Origin of the sequence: Streptomyces sp. NPDC006544 (assembly GCF_040611715.1) — a bacterium.
Taxonomy (GTDB): Bacteria; Actinomycetota; Actinomycetes; order Streptomycetales; family Streptomycetaceae; genus Streptomyces.
This window is the reverse complement of record NZ_JBEXOV010000059.1, coordinates 36,953-48,693: the sequence shown is the minus strand read 5'-3', so window position 1 is coordinate 48,693 and position 11,741 is coordinate 36,953. Positions and strand designations below refer to the sequence as shown.

At 73.4% G+C, this 11,741-nt stretch carries 9 protein-coding genes and 1 pseudogene; 4 read left to right on the top strand and 6 right to left on the bottom strand.

Annotated elements, in window-relative coordinates; translation table 11 throughout:
- The 3 genes and pseudogenes from ABZY44_RS24960 to ABZY44_RS24950 form a co-directional block, all read right to left on the bottom strand.
- Positions 1-83: pseudogene (locus ABZY44_RS24960) on the bottom strand (aminoacyl-tRNA hydrolase); the annotation flags it as partial.
- A gap of 464 nt (positions 84-547) precedes the next feature.
- Entirely contained in the window at positions 548-1,279 is a 732-nt protein-coding gene (locus ABZY44_RS24955; protein ID WP_356657436.1) for a DUF402 domain-containing protein, read from the bottom strand.
- A 111-nt stretch (positions 1,280-1,390) separates the two neighbouring features.
- Positions 1,391-2,806 carry a class II fumarate hydratase gene (locus ABZY44_RS24950; protein WP_356657434.1) on the bottom strand — a complete coding sequence of 472 codons (1,416 nt, stop codon included), beginning with the start codon at positions 2,804-2,806 and terminating at the stop codon, positions 1,391-1,393.
- Between the two features lie 107 nt (positions 2,807-2,913).
- Between ABZY44_RS24950 and ABZY44_RS24945 the strand changes: the two genes are divergently transcribed.
- From ABZY44_RS24945 to ABZY44_RS24930, 4 genes are all read left to right on the top strand, one after another.
- Positions 2,914-4,473, top strand: coding sequence for a ricin-type beta-trefoil lectin domain protein (locus ABZY44_RS24945; protein ID WP_356657448.1), 1,560 nt, complete (start codon positions 2,914-2,916; stop codon positions 4,471-4,473).
- 427 nt (positions 4,474-4,900) lie between these two features.
- On the top strand, positions 4,901-6,106 hold the full coding sequence (locus tag ABZY44_RS24940) for a hypothetical protein (protein WP_356657432.1): 1,206 nt from the start codon (positions 4,901-4,903) through the stop codon (positions 6,104-6,106).
- Between the two features lie 39 nt (positions 6,107-6,145).
- Complete coding sequence (locus ABZY44_RS24935) at positions 6,146-8,251, top strand: tetratricopeptide repeat protein (protein ID WP_356657430.1); 2,106 nt, start codon at positions 6,146-6,148, stop codon at positions 8,249-8,251.
- Between the two features lie 13 nt (positions 8,252-8,264).
- Entirely contained in the window at positions 8,265-8,867 is a 603-nt protein-coding gene (locus ABZY44_RS24930; RefSeq protein WP_356657428.1) for a flavin reductase family protein, read from the top strand.
- Positions 8,868-9,023: 156 nt separating this feature from the next.
- Here ABZY44_RS24930 and ABZY44_RS24925 read toward each other — a convergent pair whose 3' ends face one another.
- The 3 genes from ABZY44_RS24925 to ABZY44_RS24915 form a co-directional block, all read right to left on the bottom strand.
- Positions 9,024-10,043 (bottom strand): AfsR/SARP family transcriptional regulator, encoded by a 1,020-nt coding sequence (locus ABZY44_RS24925; protein ID WP_356657426.1) that lies wholly within the window; start codon positions 10,041-10,043, stop codon positions 9,024-9,026.
- Between the two features lie 170 nt (positions 10,044-10,213).
- Positions 10,214-10,984, bottom strand: a complete 771-nt coding sequence (locus ABZY44_RS24920) for a glycerophosphodiester phosphodiesterase (RefSeq protein WP_356657424.1) — start codon at positions 10,982-10,984, stop codon at positions 10,214-10,216.
- Positions 10,985-11,080: 96 nt separating this feature from the next.
- Positions 11,081-11,680 (bottom strand): hypothetical protein, encoded by a 600-nt coding sequence (locus tag ABZY44_RS24915; RefSeq protein ID WP_356657422.1) that lies wholly within the window; start codon positions 11,678-11,680, stop codon positions 11,081-11,083.
- Positions 11,681-11,741 lie beyond the last annotated feature (61 nt).

Genomic DNA, 11,741 nt, shown 5'->3' with positions numbered 1-11,741 from the left:
GGCCCGGAGGACCGCGAGAAGCGCCAGGCGAGCTCGCCCTCGGGGAGCACGACGGAACCGCGGATGACATGGGGACCAGGCATGCCCCCTATGCCCGGGCCCGCTCGCGGCCGTCGAGGCCCGTGGGCGGGGCAGGCCGGTGCCGGGCTGGTCCGGCCCCGGGACCTGAGCATGCGTGCGTACGGCCTCGGCGGCCGAGGCCGGGGCCCTGCCGTGGCCGGGCTCCTCCGAACGACCGCCGGAGGCACCGTCAACCGGCTGTGAGCCCTCCTGAGAGGTGGGGTACTCCGTCACGCGTGGCATTCCGTCCGTTTGCGCTCGATGTGCGCTGCACTCAACTCGGTTCAGTCGCGGTATACCCGCTCAGCGGCGGGGACACCATCACCCCGCTGTTCCGCGTCCCGCTCGTTACCTCTCGTTGTGCGTCGACCCGTGGTCAAGTCCCGCCCGCCCGGTGACATTTGCCGGAGAAACACCGACCGCGGCCATACCGAAGCCCCGGCGGAGGACGATCCTACGGTTGCACCCCGGGGGCGCATCAAGGGTCTCATGAGGTCATATGCGCCGGGGTGCGGTCCCAGTCCTCCGGCAGTACGGGCACTTTCCAGGCAGGGTCCGGACGCCAATCCTGCCAGCCCTCGGAGAACGGCGGACCCCAGGCCCTGATCAGGTCCACCGCCGCCCGGCCGGCCGCCCGTACCCGGCGGGCCTGTTCCGGTTCCATCAGACCCGCCCGCTGGGCCTGCGCGAACTCGTCCTCGTCCCGCCACGTCCACGTGCGGTCCGGGTAGACGGAGATGTCGAGGAAGTGGTCCTCGGAGTCGATGCCGCCGGACCAGCGCGTCCGGGGCTCCTCGAGATTCACGTACCAGCTCTTGAAGCGCCAGCCGTGCTCCCAGAACAGCCACACCGACCACGGCTCCCCGGGCCGGGCCAGCTTCAGCACGCCCGCCCCGAACCAGCGCGAGCGCACGGTGGTGCGCGGCGCGGTGTACCGGGTCGCGAGCGGCTCCTCGTGGACGGCGGTGCCGTCGGCGAGCACCGGTTTGACGCACTCGGTCCCCGGAGCCATCCACACGGCGAGCAGGTCGTCGGTGTCGCGCACCACGGTCACGGGCCGGCAGATGTGCACCCGCCCCTGAAGTCCGGGCGCGTGATCGCGGTACCGCCAGAGGATCTGCTCCCCGACGGCCCAGTGCGTGCCCTGTGCCGGACCCGGCGCCGAGCCCCGCGCCGCGTCCTGCGCCCCGCCGCCCCCGCGGCCTCCGCTACCTGTCATGCGCAGATCCTAGGTCGGGGGTCTCGAGGCTCGCTGCGTTGCAGGTCACGGAGGGGTTCGGGGACGGGAAACGACCGGATCAGGACCCTGGGACCCGGGGGTCCGGCCGGGTCAGGGCCGGGTCATCCGCAGGACGTCCAGCGCCTCGTCGAGCTGTTCCAGGGTCAGGTCGCCGCGGTCGACGTAGCCCCCGTCCAGGACGACCTCGCGGATCGTCCTGCGCTCCGCGAGGGACTTCTTGACGACCTTGGCGGCCTCCTCGTAGCCGATGTAGCGGTTCAGCGGGGTCACCACGGAGGGCGAGGACTCGGCGTACTCCCTGGCCCGGGCCGTGTTGGCGGTGATCCCGTCGACCGTGCGGTCGGCCAGCAGGCGGCTGACGCTGCCCAGCAGGCGGATCGACTCGAGGAGGTTGCGGGCCATCACGGGCAGCATCACGTTGAGCTCGAAGTTGCCCGCCGCGCCCGCCACCGCGACCGCCGTGTCGTTCCCCATGACCTGGGCCGCGACCATCAAGGCGGCCTCGGGGATCACCGGATTGACCTTCCCGGGCATGATCGAGGACCCCGGCTGGAGATCCGGGAGATTGATTTCGGCCAATCCCGTGCGGGGGCCGGAGGCCATCCAGCGCAGGTCGTTGCAGATCTTGGTGAGCGAGACGGCGACCGTGCGGAGCATCCCGGAGGTCTCCACCAGCGCGTCCCGCGCCCCCTGGGCCTCGAAATGGTCCCGGGCCTCGGTCAGCGGCAGCCCGGTCGCCTCGGCCACCTCGGCGATCACGGCGGCGGAGAAACCGGGCGGGGTGTTGATCCCGGTGCCCACCGCCGTTCCGCCCAGCGGGAGTTCGGCCAGCCGCGGCAGCGCCGCGCGCAGCCGTTCGACGCCGTAGCGGAGCTGGACCGCGTACCCGCCGAACTCCTGGCCCAGGGTGACCGGGGTGGCGTCCATCAGGTGCGTCCGGCCGGCCTTGACCACCACGGCGAACTCGGCGGACTTGCGCTCCATCGCGCCGGCCAGGTGCTCCAGGGCGGGGATCAGCTCCCCGGTGACGGCGGCGGTCGCGGCGATGTGGATGGAGGAGGGGAAGACGTCGTTGGAGCTCTGCGAGGCGTTCACGTGGTCGTTGGGGTGGACGGCGCGGCCGAGCCGCTCGGCGGCCAGGGTGGCGATCACCTCGTTGGCGTTCATGTTGGACGAGGTGCCGGAACCGGTCTGGAACACGTCGACGGGGAACTGCTCGTCCCAGCGCCCCCCGGCGACCTCGGCGGCGGCGGAGCGGATCGCGGCGGCGATGTCCTCGTCGATCACGCCGAGCCGGGCGTTGACCACGGCGGCCGCGGCCTTGATCCGGGCCAGCGCCTCGATGTGGGCGCGCTCCAGGCGCTGCCCCGAAACGGGGAAGTTCTCCACCGCGCGCTGGGTCTGGGCCCGCCATTTGGCGTGCGCGGGGACCAGTACCTCGCCCATGGAGTCGTGCTCGGTGCGGAACCCCTCGGGGCTCCCGTCGGTCTGCTGAACGTCGGTCATGTGTGGTGCCTCCTCAAAAAGTTGAGCAATTGTCTTGTTCGAACTGTTCCCAACTCACCTACCGGCCAGTAAATACCGTGGGTAACACCTATGCCGGGGAGGCGTACATGGCTCGTGTCCGTACAGGATCCAGGAGCAGACTCAGATCTACCGTCGTCGCCGTCGCGGCGGCCGCGGCCGCCCTCGGGGGCGTCACCGCCATCACCCCCATGGCCCACGCGGCGACCGCCGCCGGACCCGCCGCGGGACCCGCCGCCGGAACTGCCGCGACGGCCCTCACGCCCGAACTCGAGGCCATCCGCGCCGCCGAGGCGACCAGGATCTACGGCGACCCCGCGATCCGCCCGCTCGCCGACCGCAAGACCGGCCTGATCTCGCTCGGCGACAGCGAGATCTCGGGCGAGGGCGTCGGCACCTACGACCCCGCGACCAACACCTCCGCCAACCAGTGCCACCGCTCGCCCGACTCGGCGATCCACCGCACCGGCATCGCGGCCGACTACACCTTCAACGTGGCCTGTTCCGGCGGCTACACCGGCAACATCAAGATCGGCGGCAGCAAGCAGTACGCCGACGAGCTGGTGCAGAGCGACAGCCTCGCGGTCAAGGCCCGCAACACCAGGATCAAGATGGTGCTGCTGGTCGCCGGGGCCAACGACGACCTCCAGTTCGGCCCGGTCATGACCGACTGCGTCACGCGCTGGGTGCTCAGCCAGGGCACCTGCGAGCCCAAGTACGGTCCGGGCTGGCAGGGGCGCGTCGACGGCCTCGAGCCCAAGGTGGAGTCGACGCTCGCGGACCTGAGGACGGTCATGCGCGACGCCGGGTACGCCGACTCCGACTACAAGCTCGTCGTGATGGGCTACCCGAGCCCGATCGGACCCGACTTCAACGACAACCCCGACTTCCCGGGCAAGCTCCCCGGAGGCTGCGCCGGCTACGACTCCGACGCCGCCTGGGGCCGCAACTACGCCGTGCCCACCTTCGAGAAGGGCATGCGCGCGGCCGCCCTCGCCGCGGGCGCGACCTACCTCGACAACTCGCGGCTCTTCCAGGGCCACGAGGTCTGCATGGAGGACACCTGGGCGCGCGGCCTCTACCTCGACCTCGGGGACCACTTCCCGTGGGACGAGAACACCGCCCGCCAGTCCTTCCACCCCAACTACCGCGGCCACGGCGCCTTCGCGGCCTGCCTGACCCAGCTCTACGCCTCCGGCCTGCGCGAGGCCTCCTGCGCCGACCCGGCCAGCACCGGCACCCCCGTCCTGCAGGCGGGCGCCTGGGACGACCTCTACAAGCCGCTGAAGAACGAGGCGACCGGCAACTGCGTCGACACCAACGGCGGCTCCAGCGCCAACAACACCAAGGTCCTCGGCTGGGACTGCCACGGCGGCCGCAACCAGGGCTGGTGGTACGACTCCGCGAGGAAGTCGCTCCACGTCGAACTCACCCACGACCGCTGCCTCGACGCCCCCGGCGCCAACTACGGCAACGGCACCGCACTGATCGTCTGGAACTGCCACGGCGGAGCCAACCAGCAGTTCGTCCGCGACGGAGCCACCCTCCGGCCCGCCGCCGCCCCGGGCATGTGCCTGACGGTGGCCGCGGCCCACGAGCCGCTGCGCCTGCAGACCTGCAACGGCTCGGCGAACCAGCGCTTCGTGTAACCCCCATCCCGCAGCAGGACCGACGGATCCGTCCCCCGTCGGACGCGCACCCCCCACACCCGGCCGGCTCGTCCCGGCCGGGTGTTCCCCTGTCCGGACCCGCGCGCGCCCGCACCCGCCGCGCATCCCCACCTCCGCGGCCCCTGAGCCCGTCCCCGGTACGGGGTTTGGCGACGGTTTGGGGAAGTTCTGGCGGGGTTCGGCAGCATGGAGAACGTCCAACCCCACCGATCCTCCAAAGGAGGTGCATTGAGATGAAGAAGATTCAGATTCGCAAGGCAGGCCCGGTTCGCCTGACGTCTTCCGCCTGCTCGCACTACCCGAGCCCCGCCTAACCACACCCGGGCGAGTTCGAGTACGGGCGTCCCCAGTTCCTGGGGACGCCCTCCCCGGCCGGGCCCGGCCGACGAGAGACGGAGCACCCGCCATGGCGGAGCCGGCCCACCTCAGCGCTGACGACCTCCCGCTGGCGCTCCATCCACTGGTCTTCCTGGAGGACGGCGACGAGGTCACCATCGGCCGCCGCGACACCGAGTCCTACGCGATCTTCCCGCCCGACGGCGCCGCCCTGGTGCGCCGGCTGCAGGAGGGCGCCACCCCCGCGCAGGCCGCCGACTGGTACGAGGAGACGTACGGGGAGCGCGCCGACGTCGGGGACGTCGTCGAGGCCCTGCGGGAACTCGGCTTCGTACGGGCCGAGGGCGAGGCGGAGACGACGGCGGAACCCGTGCGCTGGCAGCGGCTCGGCCGGGCGGTCTTCTCCCCGGCGGCCTGGACCGCGTACGCGCTGACCGCCGTCTGGGCGGTGATCTGCGTGGTGCGCCGGCCCGAACTCCTGCCGACCCCCGACGACCTCGTCTTCAGCCACTACTACGCGGTGATCACCCTCGTCCTGTTCGTGGTCGCCGTCCCGCTCATCGCCATCCACGAGATCTTCCACGCGTTGGCCGGCCGCCGCCTCGGCATCCGCTCGCGCACGAGGATGTCGTACCGGTTCTACTTCCTCGTCGTCGAGACCTCGCTGGACGGTCTGGCCGGGGTGGAGCGCCGCAAACGCTATCTGCCGATCCTCGCCGGGATGGTCGCCGACGCCGTCCTGATCAGCCTGGCCGTCATCGTGGCCGGATTCGCGAGCGGGCTGGCCTCGCGCGTGTGCCTGGCCGTGGCCTTCACCACCTTCATCCGGCTGATGTGGCAGTTCTTCCTCTACCTGCGCACCGACATCTACGTCCTGATCACCACCGTGCTCGGCTGCGTGGACCTGCACACCACCTCCGTGCGCATGCTCGCCAACCGGGTCAACCGGCTGCTCGGGCGCACCGGCCGGCTCACGGACGAGTCCCTGTGGCACCCCGTCGACCGGCGGGCCGCCCGCTGGTACTCCTGGCTGCTCCCCCTCGGCTACGTCATCAGCCTGAGCACGTTCCTGTGGGGCGTCGGCCCCGTCTTCCTGGACATGATCTCGGCCTCGCTGGAGCGCTTCGGCTCCGGGCACGGCTCTTCCTGGATCCAGTTGCTCGACGCGGCCGTCTTCCTCGTCCTGACCTTCGGCCAGATCGGCTTCGCCCTCTGGCTCGCCGCCCGGGAGCGCCTGCGCAGCCGACGGGCCCGGCTCCACCACGTCATCGCCTGACGGGACCACCCCCGGCGGGCCTCTGTGAAAGGCAGGCCCATGAGCGGGCACCACTGGATCTGCGCGCCGCACCGCCGCGAGCGCGAAACGCTGCGGGCCGGTCTCGACCTGCCCCCGCTGCTCGCGTCCCTGGACGCCCACCGGCGCCTGCGCGGCCCGTACACCGCCGCCGGTGCGCTGCTGCGGCTCGTGGCCCCGGACGCGCTGGCCCGGCGGCCCGAGCTGGCCGGCCGGCACTACATCGAGCTCCAGGAGAGCACGCCCGAGCTGGCCCCGCTGGTGCCGCCGATCACGCACCACATCGAGGAGCAGTCGACGGCCGGCGAGGTGAGCCGCTACCCGGCCCGCCTGCACTCCCTGCGCGTCGCGCACGGCATCGTGGACTTCCTGCTCGCCGCACTCGCCGACGCGGCGCAGGGCCCGCGCACCCTGGTCGTGGAGAACGTCCAGCACGCCGACGTGACCGACCAGGAGTTCCTGGCCGCCGCCCTGCGGCGGATCCCGCCCGAGCTCCTCACCCTGGTCCTGTGCTCGGGGACGGCCCGGCTGCTGGACCCGCCCGGCTTCCCCTCCCTCTCGCTCCCGGACGCGCTGGCCGCGTACACGAAGAAGACGGAGGGCTCGGCCGCTCAGGCCCCGCACACCGCCGGTCCCGACGCGGCCCGGGAATACGTGGACGGGGACTGCGTGGACGACGACCCCGCGCTGATCGCCGCCTACGAGCGGCTCGCCGAGACCGAGCGCGCCGCGCTGCACGACCGCCGGGCCGCCGAACTCGCCGGCCCGGCCGAGGAGGCCGAGCCCTCGCTGCGGCTGGGAGCACTGCCCTACCACCTGATGCGCGGCTCCGACGCGGCCGGGGCCGGGGTCGAGGCGCTGCGCGCGGCCATGCTGCGCTGCAAGTACCTGGGCTTCTACCACATCGCGGCCGAACTGGGCGATGAGGGACGGCGGTTCGTGGACCCGGTCGAGCGCCCCCAGCTGTGGTGGGTGTTCATCCGGGAGTCCGGGGTGTGCCTCGCGGCGGCCGGCCGGCCCGACGAGTCGGCCGTGCTCCAGGAGGAGGCGCGGATGGCCACGCAGAACCCCGCGCACCACATGAAGCTCGCCTACGAGATCGGCATGCTCTACGCACGCCACTACCCGGAGGAACGGCGCGATCCGCGCCAGGCGCGCGCCTGGGTCAACACGGCCATCGCCCTGTCGGACCTGCTGCCGGACCCCAAGGAACGTTCCTTCTACTCGGTCTTCAACCGCAACGGGCTCGCGCTCGTGGAGGTCCGCGACGGCCACCCGGACGAGGCGCTGCGGCTGCTCGACCAGGGGATCGAACGGCTCGACCGGGAGCTCGGCCTGGGGGAGCGCACCTGGCACCGGGTCGGACTGCGGTACAACCGGGCCCAGGTCAACAGCATGAGCGGGCGCCTGGAGGCGGCCCTCGAGGACTACGCCGAGATCGTGGACGCGGACGACGACTTCGCCGACCACTACTTCAACCGGGGCAACATCCTGCGGAAGCTGGGGCGTTCGGAGGAGGCCATCGCCGACTACGAGCGGGCCCTCGCGCTCGAGGCCCCGTTCCCCGAGGCCTACTACAACCGCGGGGACGCCCGGCTCGAACTCGGTGATGCCGAAGGCGCGTTGGCCGACTTCAGCCGTACCCTCGAGCTCGAACCGGGCCATCAGGAGGCGCTTTTGGGCCGGGCCGGCCTGTTCGCCGACGCGGGCGAGGCCGAGGCGGCGCTGGCGGACGTGGACGCCGGACTGGCGCTGGCCCCCGACCACCCCCACCTGCTGTGCCTGCGCGGGCGGCTGCTGGCGGAGGCGGGTCGCGGCAAGGAGGCGGCCGAGGCGCTCGCGTCCGCGCTCGCGGGCGACCCGGGACTGGCCGAGGCCTGGGCCGTCAAGGGCGAACTCGCCTACTCGGAAGGCGATCTGGCGACCGCGACGGCCGATTTCGACCGGGCGGTGGACCTGGCCGACCGGCCCGAGTTCCGGTTCAACCGGGCCGTGGTCCACGAGGCGGCGGGCCGGTTCGACCGGGCGGCGTCGGACTTCGACGCCGTGTACGCGGCCACCGGCGACCCCGACGCCGGCGCGCAGCGGGACTCCTGCCTGCGCGCCGCCGAGCACAGCGCCGTCTGAGGCGGAGCGCGGGATGAGCCTGCGGCAGCGGGAGCAGGGAACGGACGTACGGGCCGGCGCACAGGCCGACGCACGAGCCGGAGTCCGGGGGGACGCGGGGGCGGGGGCCGGACCGGACCTCCGGCCCCCCGCGCCGCCGGACGAGCTGGCGGCGGCGTTCACCGAGGCGATGGCCCGGCTGGTGTCCGGGGCGGCGGTGATCAGCGGGCGGCGCGCCGACGGCAGTCCGTGCGGACTGCTGGTGTCCTCCCTCAGCTCCTACAGCGTGGCCCCGCCGTCCGTCATGCTGGCGCTCGCGTGCGGCTCGCGTACGTACCGGGCCATGGACGCCAGGGTGGGCGCGTCCTTCGGGGCGCACCTGCTGGGTTCGGGGGACGAGGCCCTCGCGAAGGTGTTCGCGGGCCGCTCGGAGGACAAGTTCGCGGGCCTGGACTGGGACTGGGACGACGGGACGCCCCGGCTGGCGGGCGTCCCCGTGTACCTGAGGTGCCGGGTGTCCGCGGTGTTCCCCCACGGGGACCACGCGGTGCTGGTGGGCGAGGTGGCGGGGTGCGCGGTGGCGGACGCCGATCCGCTGGTCTACTACCGGCGCCGCCTGGACTGGCGGCTGGGCTGAGGCCGGACGGGCCGAGGCCGGCGGGGCCGAGGCGGGCACGGCCCGGCCGCGGCCGTCCGCGGCGGTCCGTGACGGACCGGACCCGGCCCGCTCCCGCACCGGTGCCGCAGGCCCCCGATGAGGGCCCGGCCGGCGCCCCACCCCGCCGGCCCCCGGTCAGAGCCCGGCCGGCTGGAGCAGCAGGGAGCCCCGACATCGGCCGTGCACGGTGGCGGAGGGGCGCAGGCCGCCGAGCAGGGCGCGCTGTACGGCCTGCAGGTCGGGGCCGGGCTCCACTCCGGTGCCCTCGACGACCACCCGCCGTGCGCGGGCGTACGCGTCCAGCGCCTCGGCCCGCCGCCCGGTTCCGGCCAGCGCCAGCATCAGCTGTTCGTGGAACGCCTCGCGCAGCGGGTGGCGGGCGCACAGTTCGGCCAGTTCGGTGATGACCCCCTGGGAGCGGCCCGCGCAGATGTCGGCGCCGATCCGGTCGTGGAGCAGGGCGAGGCGCTCCTCTTCCAGCGGGGCCGTGTAGTACTCGGGCAGGCGCGCGGGGCCGAGATCGGCCAGCGGCCGGCCGCGCCACATCGCGAGCGCCGCGGAGAAGGCCTCGCTGGCGGCGGTGCAGTCGCCGTCGGCCAGCTGCCGGCGGCCGAGCGCGGCGAGGGCGCGGGAGAGGTCCAGGTCCAGCTCGCCGGGGCCGACCTCGAGCACGTAGCCGGAGCCGGCCGTGCGCAGCACGGGGTGGCGGCGCGGGTCCCCGCCCCCGCGTCCGTGGCCCGGGTCGAGCGTCCGGCGCAGCCCGGACACGTACATCTGCAGGGTCGCCTGGGCGGATCGGGGCGGGTGCCCGTCCCACAACTCGTCTATCAGCATGTCCGCCGACGCCAGTCTGTTCGCGTGCAGCAGCAGGATCGCGAGCAGGGCGCGGCGCTTGAGCGGAGTCGGCGTACAGCTCACCCCGCCGCGGCGCACCTCCAGCGGGCCGAGGACGAGATAGCACGGCGTGAGGTCCGGGCCGACGGCGGCGGCTTCCGGCCCCGCGCCGCCGCCCGCGTCCGCGGCGGCGAAGGGTCCGCCGCCCGCCGGGGAGCCGGTGGGGGCGGCCGAGCCGGAGGAGGCGCCGGAGCCGGTGGGAACGCCGGAACCGCCGGAGCCGCTGTCGGCCGTACGTCTCGCCTGTCGCTGTAAGCCCATATCAGTCACCCTCGCCCGCGCCACGGCGCCGGTGAGCGCCTGTCCTGTCGTCGGCCAGGCGCACCCGCGGGGCTGATCTTCCCGTCGTGCGCGCCACGGCATACGTTCGGGGTTCACCGACCGGCTGTCACGAGTGCGAATCAGCCAATGCGGCGCGAGAACGCGGGGCGCTAGCGGGCCTCCACCTGCTCTCGGACGGCGCGGGGCCGGTTGGTGATGAGCGTGTCCACTCCGAGGTTCAGGCACAGCTCCACGTCCTCGGGTTCGTCCACCGTCCACACCCGCACCGACAGCCCCTTGGACTTCAGCCGCCCCACCAGTCCCGGATCCCGGCGGACGAGCTCGATCCCGGGGCCCGCGTGCGTGGCGAAGGGCGGGCGGGCCGGGCGCAGGCGCCGCTCCATCAGGTACACGGCCGGGAGCCCGGGGGCGAGCCGGTGCATCCGGGTCAGCGCGCCGCGCGAGAAGCTCATCACCTCCACGAGGCCGCCGCGGCCGTCCGCGAGCCCGTACCGGCGCAGCACGCGGACGAGTTCCTCCTCCAGCCGGCCGCCCGCGCGCGTCGGGTGCTTCGTCTCCACGGCCAGCCCCACCGGCCGGCCGGCGGCGAGCGTCTCCTGGAGCAGGTCCTCGAAGAGCAGCACCCGGGCCCCCGTGTGCGCGGCTCCCTTCCAGGCGCCGAAGTCGAGGGCGCGCAGCTCCTCGTACGTCATCTCGGAGACGATCCCGCGCCCGTCCGAGGTCCGTTCGACGCGCCGGTCGTGCACGCAGACGAGCCGGTGGTCGGCGGTGAGCCGGACATCGCACTCCAGGGCGTCCGCCCCGTCGTCGACGGCCTGCCGGTAGGCGGCGAGCGTGTGCTCGGGGTGCTCGTGGGAGGCCCCGCGGTGCGCGACCACCCGGGTGGCGCGGGCGGTGGGGAGGGAGGACGTCACTGTCATGCGGAAATCATCGCAAAGAGGGGTGAACGGTTGGATACAGGCCTGTATCCCCCGCGTGAAGCGGACCCGCTCGGCGGATCCGCTCAGCCGGGCCGTTCAGCGGGGGAGGGGCGGCAGCGGTGCCGGGGCGACCTTGAAGCCGCCCTTGACGACCGTGGTGAAGGGGGCCGGGGCCATGCAGGTGCCGACCCTCGCCTCGACGGCCGTGCCGTCCTCCTTCTCGTCCATGTTGGCCACGCCCCAGGAGAAGCCCACGCGGTCCGGCTCGCCGTGCTCGCCGTCCTGGACGCTGATCCCGATCCGCTTGCCCGTGTCGCCCGTGTTCGACTGGGTGACCACGGCGGTGACCGTCGCCGTGCGGCCGCCCGTGACCAGGCAGTCCACCTCGGCCTCGGAGGTCCCGGTGACGTGGTACTCCGGCGAGTAGTGGTAGACGGTCACCTTGCCGCGGGCGTCCGTCGGCAGGCCGCGTTCGCCGTTCGGCGCGTCGAGCGGCCGGGTGAACGGCGCGGCGTCGGCGTCGACCGTGAAGCGGATGTCGTCGTCGGGCGAGTAGGCGTACAGGACGGACGCCGCTCCGTGGACGGCGGCCGCCCTGGGCGCCGAGGCGACGGCGGAGCCGGGGGCCGCCGCGATCACCGCCGTCACCAGGGCGGCGGCGCCGGTCAGGGCGAGGGTGCGGCTGCGGTTCTTCATGGCGGACTCCCGTGTTCCGAAGGGCTGTTCGGGTACGGGCCAAGCCTCGCCTCCCGGCGTC

What these genes read in the sequence shown, in the direction of transcription:
- ABZY44_RS24955 (WP_356657436.1), bottom strand. Translation starts at nt 1,279, where the DNA reads ATGACAGGTAGCGGAGGCCGCGGGGGCGGCGGGGCGCAGGACGCGGCG.
- ABZY44_RS24950 (WP_356657434.1), bottom strand. Translation starts at nt 2,806, where the DNA reads ATGACCGACGTTCAGCAGACCGACGGGAGCCCCGAGGGGTTCCGCACC.
- ABZY44_RS24945 (WP_356657448.1), top strand. Translation starts at nt 2,914, where the DNA reads ATGGCTCGTGTCCGTACAGGATCCAGGAGCAGACTCAGATCTACCGTC.
- ABZY44_RS24940 (WP_356657432.1), top strand. Translation starts at nt 4,901, where the DNA reads ATGGCGGAGCCGGCCCACCTCAGCGCTGACGACCTCCCGCTGGCGCTC.
- ABZY44_RS24935 (WP_356657430.1), top strand. Translation starts at nt 6,146, where the DNA reads ATGAGCGGGCACCACTGGATCTGCGCGCCGCACCGCCGCGAGCGCGAA.
- ABZY44_RS24930 (WP_356657428.1), top strand. Translation starts at nt 8,265, where the DNA reads ATGAGCCTGCGGCAGCGGGAGCAGGGAACGGACGTACGGGCCGGCGCA.
- ABZY44_RS24925 (WP_356657426.1), bottom strand. Translation starts at nt 10,043, where the DNA reads ATGGGCTTACAGCGACAGGCGAGACGTACGGCCGACAGCGGCTCCGGC.
- ABZY44_RS24920 (WP_356657424.1), bottom strand. Translation starts at nt 10,984, where the DNA reads ATGACAGTGACGTCCTCCCTCCCCACCGCCCGCGCCACCCGGGTGGTC.
- ABZY44_RS24915 (WP_356657422.1), bottom strand. Translation starts at nt 11,680, where the DNA reads ATGAAGAACCGCAGCCGCACCCTCGCCCTGACCGGCGCCGCCGCCCTG.